Consider the following 19670-nt stretch of genomic DNA (forward strand, 5'->3'; position numbering starts at 1 on the left):
CCCGCCCGCCTTCGTCTCCGCCCCCGTTATCCGACTGCAACCCTCCACCACCACTTCGTCTTATTGCCTCCACGCACCGTGCGCGCGACGATGACGCCACCACGCCCGGTCATGGAGGATCCGATGAGCGCCTACGACGACTTCGTCGCCTTCGTGCACGGCAAGATCCACGACCTGCGCCGCGAGGCGCACCAGGTCACCGGCGACGACGGCCTCACCGACCAGCTCGTCGTCCTGGCCCTGGCCCGGCTGGCCGCCCGCTACCAGTCCACAAGGGACCTCGACCCGGCCGAGGCCGAGCAGGCCGCCTACGACGCCCTCGCCGCCGAAACGGGCCCCCTCCTGCGCGGCGGGGACGAGCCGGTCGACACCGGCCAGTCCGAATACGAGGAGAGCGTCCACCGCGCCGCCACGCCCCTCGAACTCGCCGACGCCGCCTGGGCCCGCGGACGCCGGTTGCGCCGCCGCCGCTGGCGCCGCATCGTCATCACCCTGGTCATCGTGGCCCTGCTGCTGACCTTCTACCAGCTCGCCTCCGGCGTCGAGACGCCTCCCGAGCCCGACCCGCACGCCGACGACCCCACCCGCACCGCCTACCTCATGCACGAGGTGGACCTGCTGCCCAGCGCGCCCGCCCTGGCCCGCGCGCCCAAATGGACCGACGCCAACCCGGCCATCCCCTCACTGCCCGCGTCCATCACGCTCGAACCCAACGCGCCACCGGTCTCCGGCGGCACCATCGACGTCATCACCGCCGCCGCCCAATCCGTGAACGGCGGCCCGGTCTACCTCATCGACTCCAAGGGGTTCACCTACCTGCTCGACGGCTACCAGCCGAACCTGGTCGCCTCCCAGAGCCTCAAGAGCGCCCTCACCAAACACGCCGTGGCCCCCGGCGGCAAACGGATCCTCCTCGCCCAGGACGACGCCGTGGTCGTCGTCGAACGCGACGGCACCCACCGGTCCTACCCCGTCCCGCTCAAGGAAGGCGCCGGCGCCGAGGTCGCCGACGCGTCCTGGTACGGCGACACCGCCGTCCTGCTCACCCAGCGCGGCGGCACCGCCCTCCTCGACGTCACCACCGGAACCTGGACGACGCAACCCTTCCAGGGCACCGACGCCGTCCCGCCGACCGCCATCGGCCCCCAGCTCTACACCCTCACCCCCGGCCCGCTCAACCAGTACGGCGCCTACCTCGACGCCGTCGCCTGGGACCTGCCCACCGCCACCGCCACCGCCGCCTGGAAATCCGAGAAGCACCTGGCCACCGAGGCCACCTGGATCTCCTCCTTCGGCACCTTCGGCGAGATGCGCCGCAACCTGGTGGCCAAGGAATGCGAGGTCCGCGACGGCGGGCTCGACATGCCCGAGGGCTACGGCGCCGCCCAGGACTGCCTGCTCATCGCCGACGTCACCACCGGCGCCATGACCCGCGCCCTCGTCCGCGACAGCAGCCACGCCGTCGGCGTCCGCAGCGGCTTCCTCGGCTGGCTCGACGACGACGTCCTGCTGCTGTCCAGCATGGACGCCGCCACCGCCAGCACCCTCGTCCTGGCCTGGAGCCTCGGCACCGGCGAACTGCGCCTGATCAGCTCGATCGGATCGATGACCGCCCTCGCCCTCGCCCCCGGCCTCGCGCGCGGCTGAGCGCGGCGATCAGCAGGACCGTGCAGGCCAGCGAACCCACCAGCACCACCGGCCGCGTCGCCCACCACGACGCGTCGGAGGTCTCGGCGGTGAACGCGGTGCCCAGGACCCGGTAGGCGGCGTAGCTGAAGACGGCCGCGCCGGTGGTGTGCAGCAGGAAGACCGGCAGCCCGTACTTGTTGGCCACACCCAGCATCCGCGCCGGTCCGGGCTTGGCCAGCCAGCGCTCGGCGGCCGGGCGCAGCAGCGCCATCAGTCCGATCTGGACGGTCAGCAGCCCCAGGATCGCCACCGTGGGCGGGTTCATGTTCGAGTACTTCATGCCGGGCACGCCGACCATCGCGCCGGGGTAGCCCAGGACCCCGACCAGCAGGGCGAGCGTCCCCAGCCCGCCGCCCGCGACGGCCAGCGCGGCACCGCGTCCCAGCTCGCGCAGCCGCTCGTGGGAGAACCCGGCCTGGTGCGCGGCCAGCCAAACGAAGGCGTAGTTGGCGTACCCGGCGTTCTCCAGGTCGAAGCGGAAGCGGATCACGTCGGCGATCACCGCGCCCAGGATGAACGCGCCCGGCGCCCACAGCCCGAACCGGCGGTGCAGCCGGCGGGCCAGCGGCGCGGCCACGATCAGCCCGGCGTAGATGCCCAGGAACCACAGTGGACTCAGCACCAGTTTCACCACGCGGTAGACGGTCTCGCCGTCGTTGCCCGAGGCCAGCAGGCATCCGGCCACGACCCACACCGCCACCAGGGCCAGCGCCGGGACGAGCAGTCCCGCCAGCCGCTTGAGGACCCACGTCACCGGGTGGCCGCCCCGCTCCAGCGAGCGGGCGTGCCCGTAGCCGCCGATGTAGAAGAACAGCGGCATGACCTGCAGGACCCAGGTGATGATCCACAGGCCCGGCACGAACTCCATCGGGCTGGAGGTGTGCGGTCCGTCCTCGTGCCACTTCAGGACCGTGAAGGCCAGGTGGCTGGCGACGACGATGGCCAGCGAGAAGCCGCGCAGCAGGTCGAGGTATCCGTCGCGCCCCTTCACGCCGCGCTCCCGTGCCCGGCGGCGATCGCGGCCATGCCCCGCAGGCTCGCACCCTCGAAGTAGTGGTCGTGGCCGTGGATTCCGCTGGTGTCCAGGGGAAGCGCGCCGAAGCCGGCATCGGTCGGGTCGACTCCGTGGCCGAAGCCGAGGATCCGCACGTCGGGGATGTTGGCGATCGGGTCGTCCCCGGCCCGCCCGGCCCATAGCCGCGCGGTGGTGTCCAGCTCGGCGGCGCTCCCGACGTCCATGCCGGGGCTGCCCACCACGATCAGGTCGGTCACCTCGGGCCCGAAGTCCGGTGCCGCGTAGGCGATCACGATGGTGCCGTAGGAGTGCCCGAGGACGCTGATGGTGGCCTCCGGGCGGACCGCGTGCAGGCCCTTCGTGAACCGCGCCAGGGCCTCCCCGCCGGTCTCGGCGCGGCCGGAGCGGACCGTGGACATGATGCCCAGCCCGTTCTCCGGGGAGTCGTAGCCCAGCCACGCCACCACCGCCAGGCCCGGGTCGTTCGCCGCCGCCTTGAGCTGCTCGGCCTGCCACAGCGGCGATCGCCGCAGCACGCCGCCCTGGCCGTCGTAGAAGTTGGCAAGGGTGTTGCTCATGCCCGGGACGATCACCGCGATCCGCTCGGCGGTGGCCAGATCGCCCACCACGCGCACGATCCGGCCGTCCTGCCGCTCGTCGAGGGCCAGCAGGCCCTCGCCGCCGTTGGCGCGGTAGCGCAGCGCGATCGGCGCGCCGTCGAGGTTGCCGACCACGCCGGGGAACTCCGCGGCCAGCCGCCCGGCGTCCTCGGGGCTGAGGGACGCGAAGTACGCGGCGACCTCGTCCGGGCTCGCCGTCGCCGGGTCGAGCGCGGGAACGGCCGTGCGCCACGCGTCGGCGCCCGGCGGCTCGTAAGCGGCGGCGGGCGAGGCGGGCCACAGGAGGGCGAGGACGGCGGCGAGGGCGATGCGGGCGAACCAGCGGGTCATGTCCCAGACGATCGCGGGACGGCCTGGGTGCCGCCCTCACACCGCGGAGTGGACTTGACCCCCTACCGGAGTATCACCGCGCCGGGGCCACCCGCTACCGCGCGGGTGGTGGCCCAGGTCAGCGCGTCGCGGGCCCGCCGTCACAGCGGCATGTACCGGCCGCCGTTGACGTCGAGGGTCACTCCGGTGATGTAGGAGGCCTCCTCAGAGGCCAGGAACAGCACCGGATCCACCAGCTCCCGCAGCTCCGGCATCCGGCGCAGCGCGATGGCGTCCAGCACGCCGTCGCGGTCCTCTTCGGACAGTCCGTCGAACATGCCGCGCACCCGCTCGGTGAGGAACAGCCCCGGCGCCACCGCGTTGACGCGCACGCCGTCGCCGCCCAGTTCCCGCGCGAGCTTGCGGACCAGCCCGCCGACGGCGGCCTTCGCGGCGGCGTAGGCGATCCCGGTGACCGGCGAGGGCTGCCGCCCGCCGATGGAGCCGCAGGCCACGACGCTGCCCCGGACCGCCCGCAGGTGCGGCAGCGCGGCCTGGCAGGCGAAGATGGTGCCCTTCACGTTGACGTCGAGAACCAGATCGACGTCGGCCTCCGGGGCGTCCGGCTCGCGCGAGGTGCCCAGCGAGCCACCGGCCAGGCACACCAGGACGTCGATGCCGCCGCGCTCGGCGGCCACCCGCGCGCACACCTCGTCCAGCGCGGCCCGGTCGGTCACCGAGACGGTGAAGTCACCGCCCACGGGGTCCACTGTGGAGACCGTGGCGCCCTCGCCGGCGAAGCCGTCGCGGACCGCCCGCCCGATGCCTCCCGCGCCGCCGGTGATCAACACGGACATACCGGCGAAGCGCTTCCTCTTGACGACCGTCATCTTTGCACGATACTGAACCCGTGGAGTCCGGCAAAAGCGCCATGCGCATCGCGGTGATCGGCGGCGGCCCCGGCGGCCTGTACTTCGCGGCCCTGGCCGCGCGCGCCGATCCGTCCCGTCACGTCACCGTCTACGAACGCAACGCGCCCGACGACACCTTCGGCTTCGGCGTGGTCTTCTCCGACGAGACCCTGGAGGCCATCGAGGTCGGCGACGCCGAGATCTTCGCCGAGCTGGCCCGCCGCTTCGTGCGCTGGGACGACATCGACGTCCACTACCGGCCCACCGTGGACGGCCCGTCGTCGCCGGTCACCTCCGGCGGCCACCGCTTCGCCGCGGTCTCCCGGGTGGCCCTGCTGTCCCTGCTGCACAAGCGATGCGCCGACCTCGGCGTGGACCTGCGATTCCAGACCGAGGCGCCACCGGCGGCCGAGCTCATGGCCTCCCACGACCTGGTGGTCGCCGCCGACGGCGTCCACTCCGCCACCAGGACCGACTTCGCCGCCCACTTCGAGCCCGACCTGGACACCCGCGACTGCCGCTACATCTGGCTGGGCAGCGACAAGCCCTTCGAGAGCTTCACCTTCGACGTCCGCCGCACACCCCACGGCGTCATGCAGATGCACGCCTACCCCTACGACTCCGGCGGCTCCACGGTCATCTTCGAGATGCGCTCGGACGTGTGGGCGGCGGCCGGGCTCACCGACGGCAACGCCATCGAGCGCTGCGGCGAACTGTTCGCCGACCGCCTGCACGGGCACACCCTGCACGGCAACGGCTCCAAGTGGATCAACTTCACCACCGTCCGATGTGGCCGCTGGTCCCGCGGCAACCTCGTCCTGCTCGGCGACGCCGCCCACACCGCGCACTTCTCCATCGGCTCCGGCACCAAGCTGGCGATGCAGGACGCGGCCTCCCTCGCCGCGCACCTGTCGTCCGACGTGCCCACCGCCCTGGCCGCCTTCGAGGCCGAGCGCCGCCCGGTGGTCCTGTCCACCCAGCGCGCCGCCCAGGCGAGCCTGGAGTGGTTCGAGGACCTCGACTCCTACCTCGGCCAGGAGCCGGAGCAGTTCGCCTTCAACCTGCTCACCCGCTCCCGCCGCATCACCTACGACAACCTGCGCCTGCGCGACGCCGGGTACGTGTCCCATGTGGACGACTGGTTCGCCCGGCACGTCGGCGCGGCCGAGGTCCGCCCGCCCATGTTCCAGCCGGTCACCGTGGGCGGCCTGGCCCTGCGCAACCGCGTCGTGGTCTCGGCGATGGACATGTACTCGGCCACCGACGGCCTCCCCGGCGACTTCCACCTGGTCCACCTGGGCTCCAAGGCCCTCGGCGGCGCCGGGCTGGTGATGACCGAGATGGTCTGCGTCTCCGAGAGCGGCCGCATCACCCCCGGCTGCACCGGCCTCTACACCGACGCCCAGCGCGACTCCTGGAAGCGCGTGGCCGACTTCGTCCACGCCCACACCGACGCCCGCATCGGCGTCCAGTTGGGACACTCCGGCCGCAAGGGCTCCACGAAGCTGATGTGGGAGGGCATCGACGACCCCCTGCCCGAGGGCAACTGGGACCTCCTCGCCCCCTCGCCCCTGCCCTACAAGGCCGCCAGCCAGCCCCCCCGCGAAGCCACCGTCGAGGAGCTTCAGGCCATCCGCGAGGAGTTCGGCGCCTCGGCCCGCCGCGCCCGCGAGGCCGGTTTCGACCTCCTCGAACTCCACTGCGCCCACGGCTACCTGCTGTCGAGCTTCATCTCCCCCCTCACCAACCACCGGACCGACCACTATGGAGGCTCCCTCGAAGCGCGCCTCCGCTTCCCCCTGGAGGTCTTCGCGGCCGTCCGCGAGGAATGGCCCGGCCCCATGTCCGTCCGCCTCTCCGCGACCGACTGGCACCCCGACGGCCTCACCCCCGAGGAGTCGATCGCCGTCGCCCGCGCCTTCGCCACCGCCGGAGCCGACGCCATCGACGTCTCCACCGGCCAGGTCGTCAGCGAGGAACGCCCCGCCTACGGCCGCAGCTACCAGACCCCCTACGCCGACCGCATCCGCCACTCACTCCGCCGCGACTTCCCGGACCTGCGCGTCATCGCCGTCGGCGCCATCTCGTCCTACGACGACGTGAACTCCATCCTGATGGCCGGCCGGGCCGACCTGTGCGCCCTCGGCCGGACGCACCTCTGGGATCCACAGTGGACCCTGCACGCGGCGGTGGACCAGGGCCACCCGATGCCGTGGCCGCCGCAGTTCGCGGCGGGGGCGCGGAAGCCGCCGACGGGGAGGGGGTAGCGGAGACGCCGCTCACCCGGCCTGCCCGAACGGGAGGCGGGATCTGCCCCACATCACACGCGTACGCGACTGGTCACCGACAGTGGCGACACGGTACGGCTTGAGGGTCGTACGAGAGAAACGCGAGGTGGGAGGCACCGATGGCGGCTGGACACGATGACTGGGCCTTCAACCCGCCGCCCGGCTGGCCAACGCCTCCGGCCGGCTGGCGGCCACCACCCGGGTGGCAGCCCGCGCCCGGGCTTCCCCCGGCACCGCAGGGCTGGCAGTGGTGGGTACCGGCGCCGGCCTCCGCCACATCCGCACCGACCGCCCCTCCGGCACCACCCGTGACGGAAACGGAGTCCGCTTCCCCCACCGGACTCCCGCCCCTGCCCGTTCCCGTCGCGCACCAGGGCGGTGTGTTCGGCAAGGGCCGCCGCCTCGACGCCGTCGAGGCGGAGAACCGGGCGCTGTGGACGTGGGCCCGCGCCGCCACCGGCGTCGACGCGGAGTCGCTGGCCACCCAGGCGGGCGTGCTGTCCGGCGAGGTGGCCTCGCTCGGGGAGCAGATCCGCGAGCGCCGCGCGGCCCTCGCCGCGCTCAAACGGCAGGTCGTGGCCACCGAGGACATCGCCGTCCTGCAGGAGGCCGGGATCTACGAGTACTCCCACCCACTGGAGGACGCCGTCGCCTACAAGGCCGAGCTGGACACCCTCCGCGACGCCTACAAGACCCTCGCGCGCAACGGCGGCGCGGTGGCGGCCACCACGAGCTGGACGGTGAACAACTCCGCCGCCGAGGGCAGGCGCATGGTCCGCGACTTCTCCAAACTCATGCTGCGCGCGTACAACGCCGAGGCCGACACCCTCGTGCGCGGCATGAGGCCGTACAAACTCCAGTCGGCGCTCGATCGCCTGCACAAGACCGTGGAGACCATCGCCAAGCTCGGCAAGACGATGAACATCCACATCACCCCCGAATACCACCGCCTCCGGCAGCGCGAGCTGTCCCTGACGTCCGATCACCTCGCCAAGCTCGCCGAGGAGAAGGAGCGCCGGGCCGAGGAACGCGCCCGTCAGCGCGAGGAGGAGAAGGCCGCCCGCGAGTTCGAGCGCGAGAAGGAGCGCCTGCGCAAGGAGCACGCCCACTACGCCCGTGTCCTCGCCCGCTACGACGAGGGCGACGAGGCCGCCCGCGAGATCCACGCCAAGCTCGCCGAGCTGGACGCCGAACTCGTCTCCGTCGAGTCGCGCGAGGCCAACATCCGCGCCGGTTACGTCTACGTCATCTCCAACCTCGGCGCCTTCGGGGAGTCCATGGTCAAGGTCGGCCTCACCCGCCGCCTCGACCCGCTCGACCGCGTCCGCGAGCTGGGAGACGCGTCCGTACCGTTCCGCTTCGACGTCCACGCGCTGATCTTCAGCGACGACGCCGTCGGCCTGGAGACACGGCTGCACCAGGAGCTCGCCGACAGGCGGGTCAACCGCGTGAACCTGCGGCGGGAGTTCTTCCACGCCACGCCCGCCGAGGTCCGCGAGATCCTCCAGCGGGTGGACCGCACGCACCAGCTGGAGTACCACGAGGAGGCCGAGGCCGAGGAGTGGCGCATCAGCCGCAACGCTGGTGTCCCCTCCCTAGACTGAGTCGTGACCCCCGACGCCCCTGGCACCCCTGACGACCCCGGCGATCTCGACGCCCTCGCCCGCGCGGCCCCGTCCGACCCGGCCGCCCTCGCGCGGCTGCTGGCCGCCGTCCGTCCACGTGTGCTGCGGTTGTGCGCGCGGTTCCTGCCCGATCCGCGGGACGCCGAGGAGGCCTGCCAGGACACGCTGCTGGCGGTCGCCCACGGCATCAGCGAGTTCAAGGGCGACGCGGCCTTCACCACGTGGCTGCACCGGGTCGCGGCGAACCGTTCCCGCTCCACCTATCGCGCGTTGCGGCGGCGGCACATGGAGTCGGCGCTGCCGCCCGAGCTGGTCGACTCCCGCCGCACGAGCGTCCTGGCGGGGCACCGGATCGCGCTCCTGGAGGGCCTGGACCGGGTGGGCCCGATGTACGCGGAGGTGATCGCGCTGCGCGACGTCCTGGGCCTGCCGTACCGGGAGATCGGCGAGCTCCTGGGCCTGCCGGAGGTCACCGCGCGCACCCGTGCGCATGAGGGGCGACGCCGCCTGCGCGAAGCCCTCGCGTGATGCCGGTCACTCTCACCGAACGAATCGCGTGGGGCCGGAGACGAACCTTGTGACGAACCAACAACGAGGGGAACGCCCACCATGCCCGCTTCCACTGTGACCAAACGCCTCGCCGTCGCCGGTCTGTGCCTGGCGCTGCTGGCCGGCTGCAAGATCGACCCGGTCGGCCCGCTCTCGGGGGAGAGCGGCGACGCCGACGCGGGTGCCGCCGGTGCCCCGGACGGCTTCAGCGCGCGCTCGGTCGCGTACATGAACGCCGACATCGACGTGACCGGCATGTCCGTGGGGACGCGGGTCCCGGCGGGCTGGGGCGCCGACTCGACGCTCACCAAGAAGGCCGTCTACCTGCGGGTCAAGGTCACCAACCGGCTCCAGCACGCGATGCTGCTGCTGGACGACGGGATCTACCTGGATCCCGGTGACGGCAAGGAGATCCCGCTCGGCGACTCCGATGACGACATCACCGGCGCCTTCGACCCGGGGGCGGGCGCGGAGGGCTGGTACGCCTTCGAGCTGCCGGGGACGATGACCGCTCCGGCGCTGGTACTGGGGAAGCCCGACGCGCGGCGGGAACGCCTGCCGCTCACCGGGAACGTACCGGCGCCGGAGTACCCCAAGACCCTGAACCTGACGAGCACGCTGACCGTGCGCTATGACGACTGCGTCCTCACCGTGAAGCCGGAGAAGGCGTACCTGGCGCACTGGGTGGGCTTCGAGCACGAGGGGATCTCGGAGCACACCGAGCAGGCCGCGAAGGACCGGCTGAAGCTGTACCTGGGGGTGACGCTGACCGCGGCGGCGTCCTCGAACGGCTGCTTCGTCTACGACCAGGACGTCCGGCTCGTGGTCGACGGCAAGCTGCAGAGCGGCCTGCCGGAGTTGTCCAGCGCGAACAAGGTGGACGCGGGTGCGTCCTCGCACGACTACGTCGTCTTCGACGTGCCCGCCTCCGGCCAGGTGGCCGTGGAGTGGGGACGGCAGGGCTCCGCGCCTCAGCGGCTGACGATCCCCGTTCCCTAGGTGATCGTGATCCCCTGCAGGAACGCGTCGGTGAAGCCCACGGTGGGGGGAGCCACCTGCGCGTAGATCAGGCCCGGTGCCGCCGCTTCGACGAGCGGCGCCGGGCCCTTCGCGCAGGTGGCGTACTCGGCGAGCGCCCACCCCCCGAGCACCCGTGTCGTCGGGGTCCCGCACTCGTTATGCCCGATGGCGGCGACGTGATCGCGTGGGACGGTGGCCGCCAGCCCGGTGTCGAACCCGACGAAGGCCCCGGGTACTCCCACCTCGCCCCACCGGTCCGGCGCGGGCGACAGCAGAATGCCCGGCGCGTCCCCATGCCCGGCCCAGGTGGACGTGACGGCCTCCCAGCCCTCGGGGACGACGACGCTCAGCGGCCCGGCACTGGCCGTCCCGCCCCGCGTGAGCAGCCATGCCGTGCCGCCACCCGCAGCGGCGAGCAGCGCGGCCGCGCCCGCGCCCGCGATGAGCAGGCCGCGGCGGCGGACGAGGGACCGCCCGGCGGAGGTTCGCCGCGCGGGCTGTGGCGCCACGAGTTGTGGAATCGCGGCCTGTGGGACGACGGGCTGTGCACCCATGTGCGGCGGACCCGCGTGTTGCGGTGCCACGGGTTGTGGAATCGCGGCCTGCGGGACGACGGACTGCGGCCCCATGTGCGGCGGACCCATGTGTTGCGGCGCCACGGGTTGCGGGACGATGCCCTGCCTCGCCCCGGCCGGTGGAACCGTCTGATGTGGACCCGCGGGTCGCGGCGCCCCGGCCTGCGGCACCCCGGGCGGCGAACCCATGTGCTGTGGGCTCATGGGTTGCTGAGTCACGGGTTGCTGGGTCATGGGCTGCTGAGTCACGGGTCGCGGAGACATGGGCTGCGAACCCATGTGCTGCGGAGCCGGTTGCCGCGGCACCGCCGTCCGCTGGGCGAGCGGCTCCAGCGCCGCGGCGAACGCGGCGGCGTCCGCCGGTCGGTCGCCGGGGTCGTGGGCGGTGGCGCCCTCGACGGTGACCCCGAGCTCGGCGGCCAGCTTGCCGAGCGCGTACACGTCCGCGCGCGCGTCGACGATCGCCAGCGGATCGGCCTGCTCGGGCGCCATGTACCCCGGTGTGCCCGCCGCGGCGGTGAACCCGGAGGCGACCGCGAGGTCCTTGGCCAGGCCCAGGTCGGCGACCAGCACCCGCGTGGACCCGTCCGGCCGCGACTGGAAGAGCACGTTGCCCGGCGTCAGGTCCCGGTGCACGACCCCCGCCCGGTGCAGAACCGCGACCCCCGCCGCGATCTCCCGCAGCAGCCCGAGGGCCTCGGCGAGGGCGAGCGGACCCTGCCTCAGGCGGTCCTTCAGGCTGCCCCGATCGGCGTAGGCGAGGATCGCGTACGGCCGGCCCTCCGTCTCCCCCACCCCGTGGACCCGCAGCACCCGCTCGTCATCGAGGCGCCGCAGCAGCCGCGCCTCGGTGATGAACCGCTCCCGCACCCCCGGATCGTGCGCCCAGTTCTCGGCGAGGACCTTCACCGCGACGAACGCGTCGAGATCCGGATCCCGCGCCAGCCAGACCGTGGCGAAGGACCCGGTGCCGAGCAACCGCTCGACCCGCAGCCGCCCGAGCCCGGTGGGATGACCGGGCTGATCGGGACGGCCGGGGAGGTCGGAGTGATCGGGGTGATCGGGGCGGCCTGGCTGTGAGGGCACATGGCCAGGGTAGGTCGGGGGTTCTAATGCGCCGCACGGGCGCTCACCGCCTGCCGCACGGGCCGCCGCCCGCCGCCCGTAGTCCGCCCCCGCCACCCGTGGTTCGTCACACGCGTGTGAAGCCGACGACCCGCCGCCCGCCCGGGGGAGAAGGCCGCGCGCCGCGCCTCCGGTTCACCGCTCCGGAGCCCCAGGCGTGCCGACGGGCAAGAGACGCGGCCCGGCCCCACGCCGCGACGTCGTACGCGCGGCCACGCATGGGCGCGCCCGCGGCCGACGGCCGACCGGCCACAACTCACGGCTCACGGCTCACGGCTCACGGGATGCTCCGTCACGGCACGCCCCGCGCGCACCTGTCCCGACAGGCCGCCTTGCCGGAGGTCGAGTCCGCTGCCGGGTAGCGGGGCACCATGCCCGAACGCGCTCACACACCTGAACCCGTGTGGCCCCTCACCACGCGCTGACACCCGTTCCGGGTCGGCAGAACCCGTGCCGCCGTGCCACTCCGGCGAGCGGCGGCCTTCCCGGCGCGCCGCGGCGTCCCCGTGGAACCGCCGTGCGGTCATCCGCTCTCGCCGCTCACCGCAGGTGGTCCACGGCTCGTCATCCCCTGCGGCCCGAGGCCCTCGCCCCTGCGGGTTCGTCAGCGCGCCGCCCACCTCGACGGTGGTACGCAGGTGGCGGCCGATGGGCGGCGGCCCGGGTGTCGGCATCCCCCGAGGTGCCCTCGCGCCGACCACCGCGGCATGCCCCCACCGGCCTCTAGGCCGTGTCGGCGTCCCCGGGGCGACCCCGCGTCCGTTGGCGCCACCATCCGTCGGCGCGGCCACCCCGTCCAGCCGCTGGTCGGGCAACGCACACGGCCTTCACCCTGTCTTCGTCACCCGCCCCGATGCGCGCTCGGCGCCTGGGCCACGGGTGCGCGGGTCGCCAGCCCCCGGAGCCCGGCGGCCCGGCCCGGGATCGGTGCGGGTCCGCCGTGCGCGGCCCCGGCCGGGTACTAGCCCCGGCCCGCCAGGTCCACCGCTTCCAGCAGACTCGCCGCGACCGGCACGCCCACCGCGCGGAGTTTGCGCTCGGCGGTGAAGCCGCCGGTGTAGAGGATCGCCTTCGCGCCCACCGAGAGGGCGGCGTCGGCGTCGTCCACGGAGTCGCCGATCAGGACCACGTCGGCCGCGTCGATGCCCTGGGCTTCGAGGTGGGCGACGAGGTGGGGCAGCTTCGGGCCGCCACCGGCGCCGCGGAGGCCGTCGACGCGGGCCAGGAGGGGGGTGAGGCCGAAGGCCTCCACGAGGGGGACGAGGTTGGTGTGGTGCCACATCGACAGCAGCGACTGGGAGCCGCGCCAGGCGGCGATCGCGTCGAAGGCGTCCACGGCGGGCTTGCAGGCCAGCCGGTGGGTCTCGTAGGAGTCGTGGAAGACACGGTCGAGGAGCGCGAACTCCTCGGGGAGGACGGGACGGCCTAGCTCGTCGCCGTAGTAGTCGGCGATGGGACGGCGGAAGCGCTCGCGGTGCTCGTCGGCGGTCACCGGGTTGCCACCGGCGTGCACGAGGGCGTCATTGGTGGCGGCGACGACGGCGGCGAGGTCGTCGAAGAGGGTCCCGTTCCAGTCCCAGACGAGGTGGCGTGTCATTCGCGAGAGGCTACCCGGCGGCTCTGGCTGCGGCGGCGCAGGGCGAAGCCGCCCGCGACGGCGCCGGCGACCGCTCCGGCCGCGATCGCGGTGGGGAGGGCGAGCATGGCGGCTTTGCGGCCGCTGCGGAAGTCGCGGATCTGCCAGCCGTTGGCGCGGGCGTGGCGGCGCAGGTCGGTGTCGGGGTTCACCGCGACGGCGTGGCCGACGGCGGAGAGCATCGGGAGGTCGTTCGACGAGTCGCTGTAGGCGGTGCAGGTGGACAGGTCGAGGCCCTCGGACGCGGCCAGCGCGCGGACGGCGTCGGCCTTGGCCGCGCCGTGCATGATGTCGCCGATGAGGCGGCCGGTGTAGCGGCCGCCCTGGATCTCGGCGACGGTGCCGAGGGCGCCGGTGAGGCCGAGACGGCGGGCGATGATCTCGGCGAGTTCGACGGGTGTGGCGGTGACCAGCCACACGCGTTCACCGCGGTCGAGGTGGCGTTCGGCGAGATCGCGGGCGCCGGACCAGATGCGGCGGGCGATGAGCTCGTCGAAGATCTCCTCGCACATGCCGACGACCTCGTCCACGCGCCGTCCGGCGACGAAGGCCAGGGCCGACTGCTTGATGTCGGCGATGTGGTCGTGGTTCTCCTTGCCGTGCAGCCGGAAGTGGGCCTGCTGCCAGGCGAACTTGAGGAGGTCGCGGCCGGTGAAGAAGCGGCGGGCGGCGAGTCCGCGGGCGAACCAGTAGATGGACGCGCCCTGCATGAGCGTGTTGTCCACGTCGAAGAAGGCCGCCGACGAGAGGTCGGTGACAGGCGGACGGACGTCCAGGTCGCTCACAGCTCACTCACCATCTGGGCCGGGGTGTCACCATACGAGCGTAGTGCCTGACGGTGACACCCCGAAAAACTGTGGTCAACCACCCAGCAGACCCGAGAGGATGCCGCCGAGCGTGCCCAGGAGGCCCCCGTTGTTACCGGACGTCTCGGAAGGCGTCTGGGACGGGGTGAGGCTCGGCGACACCAGCGGGCCCTTGGGGCCGTGGCCGGTGTCGTCCTTGCCGCCGGGAGGCGTGCTGCTCGGGGAGGACTCGGGATCGGTGCCGGGCCGGGAGTCGCGGCTCGCCTGCGGGTCGGTGGCCACGGGGTCGGGTTCGTGCGCGCCCGGGTCGGGCGCGGCCGAACATGGCAGGGGGATGGGGCCGAGGAGGTCCATGCGGGCGTCCCCGGAGGCCGTGCACAGGAGCGAGAAGCGGAGCTTCTCGGAGCGTTCCTGCACCTGGTCGAGGAGCTTCAGGGACTCCAGGCCGCGAACCCGCGAGTCGGCGGCGGTGGAGGCGACGAAGTCGACCAGGTCGGCCCGTTGCGTGGTGACGAAGGAGTCGACCGCGTCGAGGACGCCGTCGTCGGTGCGGTCCACGGCCGCGCCGGTGAGCAGGGCCACGCCCTGCGTGGTCTCTTCGTCCATGTCGTCGAGCGTGGAATCGACGGCGGCCGGGTCGCTGGCGACGGCGGATGCCTCGGTGAGCCGGTTGCGGGCGAACTCCAGGAGGAGCTGACCGCGGTTCACGTCGGATCCGGCGAGGGCCAGTTGCGCGGCCTCGGTGCTGCGCTTCACGTCGTACAGCGGGTCGCCGGGCATCGCCTCGCCGCTGGCGGCGGAGACGCCGGACAGCGTGAGGATGCCGACGACGATGCCGAGCGCGACGATCAGCCGGCGTCCGCGCCATGGTGGGCGGGTTGGCCGTTCGGTCTTCTCGGTGGTGGTCTCGGCGGTGTCGCCGATGCCCTGGACGGCCGCGACCGCGAGCAGCCGCTGACGCAGCGCGGCTTTGAACTCCGCGCGGGGCGCCATGAGCTCGGAGAGCTCGGCCATCTCGGTCTGCAGTCGTCCGCCTACCTCGACCAGTGGTGCGAGGTCTTCGTCATGGGTCGTCTTGATGTGCTTGTGAGGGCCGCCTTGCGCCTCATCCAGGAGCTGCGCGAATCGTTCGGCGCGGGCTCGTCCAAACGGTCCTGGCGTCATTGCACACCCCCTCTCGCCGCTTGTATCCGATTCAACGCGGACAGGGCGGTTCCGGTTACGGCCAACGCGTGGAGGGTGTGCTCACTCACGCACGCGCCGAGCCTGAAGTGTCGGACATCTGACGTATTCTCACGATCACCCGCGCGGTTCGTCGCGGATCGGCTCATCGGCCGAATCCCTCCGGCAGCAGCCTGCCGAGTGTGCGCACCGCACGATACTGCAGAGCCTTGATGGCGCCTTCGTTCTTGCCCATCGCGCGGGCCGTCTCGGCGACGGAGAAGCCGTGGAGGAAGCGGAGGACGATGCACTCCTGCTGGTCCTCGTTGAGTTCCTTCACGGCGGCCAAGAGGGTCGCGTTGGTGAGCTTGTCGACCACGGCGGCCTCGGGATCGCCTTCGGGCGTGGAGTCGGCCTTGTCGGCGTCCAGCACGTCGGCGGTGGTGACTTCGAGGCGGTTGCGGCCGGACTTGAAGTGGTCGGCCATCAGGTTCCGGGCGATGGTCACCAGCCAGGCGCCGAAATCGCGCCCCTGCCAGGTGAACGACCCGATGCGCTTGAGCGCGCGCAGAAAGGTGTCGCTGGTCAGGTCCTCCGCCAGGTTCTTGTTCGAGACCCGGAAGTAGATGTAGCGGAAGACGATGTCGAAGTACTTGTCGTAGATCTTGCCGAACGCCTGCGCGTCCCCACCTTGGGCGCGGCGCACCAGATCCCAGATCTCATCTCTGGGTTGTTCGTCGTCACCACCACCACTGGTTCCGACCTCCGGCGTCCGCGCCCGCACGGGGCGCGCGACCACGGTGTCGTCGGCCGCGTCCGGGCCGCTCGCGGTCGCCACCTCGGCGTGGATGGTCGCCGCGAGCATCTGCCGCATGGCGGTCAGCCCCTGAGTAAGGGCGAGCCGGGCCATGTGCAGCTCATCGGTGACTACGTGCGCGGAACCGGGCACTTAACCTGCCTCCTCGGGTGAGGGGTTTGTCGGAACCCAAGGTCACGGGGGCGCCGACCCGGATCATGATAGGGCCTGACCCACCGAACTGTGTGGACTTGACTACACAACGCAGAGATTGTGTCCTCTGTCCGTCCATGATCGGAACGGACAAGGTGTGCGATTCACGTTCGTGCGCTCACCCGATCAGGTGAAGGTATACCGTCCGACCTGCGATGGGAAAGCCTTGCGAGTGAAGGGAAACACCTCCGATGAGTGACGATTGGCCCGCGCGTGTCGTACTGCTCACCTCGCCCGGATGTCACCTCTGCGAAGAGGCACGCGCGGCGATGGCGCGAGTGGCGCGGCGAACCGGCGCGGACTGGGCGGAAGTGTCCCTTGCGGACCGGATGGACTTGTGGCGGGACTACGGCGACAGGCTGCCGGTGGTGATTTTGGACGGACGCGAGCACGGGTACTGGGAGGTCGAGGAGGAACGCCTGGTGAGGGACCTGACGGGAGGCTGATCACCGGGCTTCGCGAAGCGGGGCCGTGCGCGACATCGGAAAGTGCGAAAGGGATCGGCAATGATCGATGAACCGCGCTTCGGTGAGCGGTTCACAGAACGATTCGGCGGGCCATTCGGTGAGCGACCGGATGACCGTCGCCACTGAACGGCGTGACGCGGTACGGGCGAATCGGGAAATCGAAAGTCGTCGTTATGGCAAGGACGGCCGGACGCGCTCCGCGGCGAGGCTCCGCCACACGCGCGGACGGGTTCGGGACCGGTGGCGCATCCGGGTGACTCGGTCGTGCGAGATGTCTGAAATGAGCTTAGTAGACGGTCACGCGCGGCTGTCAAATGTGGGTGGCGTTCACTGTGGATAACTCCCCAACGGCCTGTGGACGACGGGTGATCGAGGGCGGCCTTCCACGCGCCGGGACCGGTCCGGTCCCCGCGTGTACTGCCGTCCCCACCGCGGACGGCCGGTCGCGGCTAGCCCTCGGCGTCCTTCACCATGCGCAGGTACTCCGCCTCCGCCCTGGTCAGGTACTCGTCGACGTTCGGGATGACGTCCGGCGCCTGCGTGGCGATCTTCGACATGATCAGGAACTGCGCGCGGACCTGCTCGCCCAGCGGGATCTCGGTGAAGAAGCGCTCCTCGCCGTTGAGCGCGCGCAGGTACCCCTCGACGGCGAACGGCTCGACGGGGTGGGTGTCGTTGCGGTGGTCGTCCTCCAGCTCGGCCACCAGCCCGGTGATGTCCCGGTAGGTCATGTCCCCTTCGCCGAACCGCAGGTCCAGCAGCAGCTTGACCAGCGCCGACAGGAACAGGTGGTAGTCCTTCTCCTGCTCGGCGGGGATCCGCGCGAGGATCGCCTCGGCGCGGTCGGTCTCCCCGAGAATGTGTGCGCGGACGAACTCCCTGTGGGCCGAATCGACCATCCTTCGCCTGCTCTCCGCGCCTCCCGGCGCGCTGGATGGGAGCCGCGACGGCTCCCGCGGCCCGGGGTCCCGGACGCGGGAACCGGTGGCCGGCCGTTGGATACCCGTAACCCCGCCCCGCCATCCGCCCCACGAAAAGACGCCCGCCCGGAATCCCGGACGGGCGTCTCGTGAAACGGCGGCTAGGCCGAGGACCGCACGTAGTCCTCGATCTTCTTCTGCACGTTCGTCCAGCTCTCGCCGAACGTCGCCGAGGAGACCCCGTCGGCGGCCTCGCCCTCGCGTCCGACCTTCTGGTAGAACTCGAAGAACTTGTCCTGCCCGTAGGTGTCGATCAGGTACTTCACGGCCATGAACGCGATCCCGTACTTGGCGGAGCCGGTCAGCCCGTCGTCGGTCTTCTTGACGCCCTCCAGGGAGCCGTTCCAGCTGGAGCGGGACAGGTAGTCGGTCACGTTCGACAGACGCGGGTAGCGGCTCACGGGGCCGTCGCCGTAGTCGATGTACTCGGCGATGCCCTCGTTCAGGAAGAAGTCCTCCGGCTGCGGCTGGACGTCGGCGCTGCCGAGCAGCGTCACCACGTGCCCGAACTCGTGGCGCATGGTCGAGGTGAACTCCTCGCGGTTGCCCAGGCGCTCGACGTGCATGACGACCTCGATGCCGGTCTGCTGCCAGACGCCCTTCTCGCTCATGGACCCCAGGGGCAGCGCGAAGCCGACCACGTTCTGGCCGATGTCACCGGTGCCGTACCACTGCGAGAACTCCTTCTCGCCGGCCAGGAAGACCACGTAGCGGTCGACCTTCTGCCAGCGGGCGTACTTGTCGGCGTTCTCGGCGGCCTTCTCGGCCACGTCGACGGCCTGGCTCAGCCGGTTCTTGTACTGCGGCGGCGCGGCGACGATGACGCGGTCGCCGGACTCGGCCACCAAGTCGCTGACCTCGAAGGGACGCGGGCCGGCCTGGTTGGCCGGCGACTCGTCGACACCGGTGATGTGCGGGCCGTCGGCGCCCACCTCCCACTTGGTCGGCAGGTACACGTCGGTCGGGAGGCACGCCTTGGGGTCACTGGCGCCGAAGCAGTAGCCGACCACCAGGTCGATGTCGAACTTGTGGACGCCGCCGGTCTTCGAGCGCGCGTCGGGCGTCCCGTCGATGCGGTACTGCCAGTTGGTGACCTGGAGGTTGCGCAGCGAGGCGTACCGGTCGCGCTGCTCCTTGATCAGGTCCTTGTCGTCGGCGTCGTAGGGCGCCAGCCAGCCCTTCTCGTCACCCTTGAGCAGCGCCTCGCTCTGCCGCTTGAGCAGCGCCAGGGCGGCGGGACCGACGTAGTTCTCCCACTCGCGGTCGGAGGCGCTGTCGGAGGGACGCGGCGGCACCGGGTCGAGGGCCTCATTGAGCTGGACGGGCGTCCGGCCGATGATGGCGCCGACCAGCAGCGAACCCGCCGCCAGGACGACCACCATCAGCATCAGCCCGACACGGCGTCCCCACTTGCTGCGCTTCGGGGGGACGCCCGGCAGCCAGTACGGCAGCCCGGTCGCGCTCATGCCCGCCGCGGGCGCGCCCGGGTACGGCGGGTACGAGAGGGTCATCACCGGCGGAGGCTGGGGGGCCGCCGCCATCGGGTCGGGCGCGGCCGGGCCGAAGGCCCACGGCTGCGCGCCCGGCCGGGCGTACGGCCCCGGCTCGGGCCGGGCGTAGGGAGATGGGGGCGGCGGCGAGGCGGCCGGCGAGGGTGTCGCCCACGGCGACCGGTTCTCCACGGGCGGTGGAGCGTCCGTCGGGGGTCGGGGGTCCGCCGGGGGCCGGGCGGACGGATCGGGCACCTGCGCCGAACCACCCCACGGCTGAGGCGCGTGCGGGGGCGTCGGCGTGGGCTGCGCCGGGCCACCCGACGGCGGCACGCCGTGAGGGTGCGACTGCCAAGACGGCTGCTGCGGGTCGGAGTTCACCAGATTGAACGTAT

Annotated in this window: 16 protein-coding genes; 6 read left to right on the forward strand and 10 right to left on the reverse strand. The window is 72.0% G+C overall.

Features of this window, described 5'->3' with window-relative positions; genetic code table 11:
* Positions 1-123 precede the first annotated feature (123 nt).
* Complete coding sequence (locus QSK10_RS11030) at positions 124-1647, forward strand: hypothetical protein (RefSeq protein WP_285662539.1); 1524 nt, start codon at positions 124-126, stop codon at positions 1645-1647.
* On the opposite strand, the gene QSK10_RS11035 is transcribed toward QSK10_RS11030, so the two are convergent.
* The 3 genes from QSK10_RS11035 to QSK10_RS11045 form a co-directional block, all read right to left on the reverse strand.
* The gene (locus QSK10_RS11035) at positions 1589-2680 is read right to left on the reverse strand and encodes an acyltransferase family protein (protein WP_285662540.1); all 1092 of its coding nucleotides are present in this window, start codon (positions 2678-2680) and stop codon (positions 1589-1591) included. The genes QSK10_RS11030 and QSK10_RS11035 overlap by 59 nt on opposite strands.
* Positions 2677-3654: an alpha/beta hydrolase gene (locus QSK10_RS11040; protein ID WP_285662541.1), complete on the reverse strand. Its 978-nt coding sequence runs from the start codon at positions 3652-3654 to the stop codon at positions 2677-2679. The genes QSK10_RS11035 and QSK10_RS11040 overlap by 4 nt, the downstream gene beginning before the upstream one ends.
* Before the next feature lie 140 nt (positions 3655-3794).
* Positions 3795-4523: an SDR family NAD(P)-dependent oxidoreductase gene (locus QSK10_RS11045; RefSeq protein WP_285662542.1), complete on the reverse strand. Its 729-nt coding sequence runs from the start codon at positions 4521-4523 to the stop codon at positions 3795-3797.
* A 20-nt stretch (positions 4524-4543) separates the two neighbouring features.
* On the opposite strand from QSK10_RS11045, the gene QSK10_RS11050 reads away from it, so the two are divergent.
* From QSK10_RS11050 to QSK10_RS11065, 4 genes are all read left to right on the forward strand, one after another.
* A complete protein-coding gene (locus QSK10_RS11050) occupies positions 4544-6811 on the forward strand; it encodes a bifunctional salicylyl-CoA 5-hydroxylase/oxidoreductase (RefSeq protein WP_285662543.1) in 2268 nt (755 codons plus the stop codon).
* A 329-nt stretch (positions 6812-7140) separates the two neighbouring features.
* On the forward strand, positions 7141-8436 hold the full coding sequence (locus QSK10_RS11055; protein ID WP_285662544.1) for an SNIPE associated domain-containing protein: 1296 nt from the start codon (positions 7141-7143) through the stop codon (positions 8434-8436).
* Positions 8437-8439: 3 nt separating this feature from the next.
* Positions 8440-8985, forward strand: coding sequence for an RNA polymerase sigma factor (locus QSK10_RS11060; protein ID WP_285662545.1), 546 nt, complete (start codon positions 8440-8442; stop codon positions 8983-8985).
* An 81-nt stretch (positions 8986-9066) separates the two neighbouring features.
* On the forward strand, positions 9067-10005 hold the full coding sequence (locus tag QSK10_RS11065) for a hypothetical protein (protein ID WP_285662546.1): 939 nt from the start codon (positions 9067-9069) through the stop codon (positions 10003-10005).
* On the opposite strand, the gene QSK10_RS11070 is transcribed toward QSK10_RS11065, so the two are convergent.
* The 5 genes from QSK10_RS11070 to QSK10_RS11090 form a co-directional block, all read right to left on the reverse strand.
* Positions 10002-11687, reverse strand: a complete 1686-nt coding sequence (locus QSK10_RS11070; RefSeq protein ID WP_285662547.1) for a serine/threonine-protein kinase — start codon at positions 11685-11687, stop codon at positions 10002-10004. The genes QSK10_RS11065 and QSK10_RS11070 overlap by 4 nt on opposite strands.
* Positions 11688-12687: 1000 nt before the next feature.
* Positions 12688-13323, reverse strand: coding sequence for an HAD family hydrolase (locus QSK10_RS11075; protein WP_285662548.1), 636 nt, complete (start codon positions 13321-13323; stop codon positions 12688-12690).
* Entirely contained in the window at positions 13320-14147 is an 828-nt protein-coding gene (locus QSK10_RS11080) for an HAD family hydrolase (RefSeq protein WP_285662550.1), read from the reverse strand. Before QSK10_RS11080 ends, QSK10_RS11075 begins: the two co-directional genes overlap by 4 nt.
* A 75-nt stretch (positions 14148-14222) precedes the next feature.
* On the reverse strand, positions 14223-15182 hold the full coding sequence (locus QSK10_RS11085; protein ID WP_285662551.1) for a DUF5667 domain-containing protein: 960 nt from the start codon (positions 15180-15182) through the stop codon (positions 14223-14225).
* Between the two features lie 313 nt (positions 15183-15495).
* A complete protein-coding gene (locus QSK10_RS11090; RefSeq protein ID WP_432705323.1) occupies positions 15496-16203 on the reverse strand; it encodes a sigma-70 family RNA polymerase sigma factor in 708 nt (235 codons plus the stop codon).
* A 326-nt stretch (positions 16204-16529) separates the two neighbouring features.
* Here QSK10_RS11090 and QSK10_RS11095 point away from each other — a divergent pair, with 326 nt between their 5' ends.
* Entirely contained in the window at positions 16530-16784 is a 255-nt protein-coding gene (locus QSK10_RS11095; protein ID WP_285662552.1) for a glutaredoxin family protein, read from the forward strand.
* 470 nt (positions 16785-17254) lie between these two features.
* Here QSK10_RS11095 and QSK10_RS11100 read toward each other — a convergent pair whose 3' ends face one another.
* Both QSK10_RS11100 and QSK10_RS11105 read right to left on the reverse strand, forming a co-directional pair.
* Positions 17255-17704: a hypothetical protein gene (locus QSK10_RS11100; RefSeq protein WP_285662553.1), complete on the reverse strand. Its 450-nt coding sequence runs from the start codon at positions 17702-17704 to the stop codon at positions 17255-17257.
* Between the two features lie 182 nt (positions 17705-17886).
* On the reverse strand, positions 17887-19299 hold the full coding sequence (locus QSK10_RS11105; protein WP_285662554.1) for a gluzincin family metallopeptidase: 1413 nt from the start codon (positions 19297-19299) through the stop codon (positions 17887-17889).
* Positions 19300-19670 lie beyond the last annotated feature (371 nt).

Source organism: Actinorhabdospora filicis, from assembly GCF_030269765.1.
Lineage (GTDB): Bacteria > Actinomycetota > Actinomycetes > Mycobacteriales > Micromonosporaceae > Actinorhabdospora > Actinorhabdospora filicis.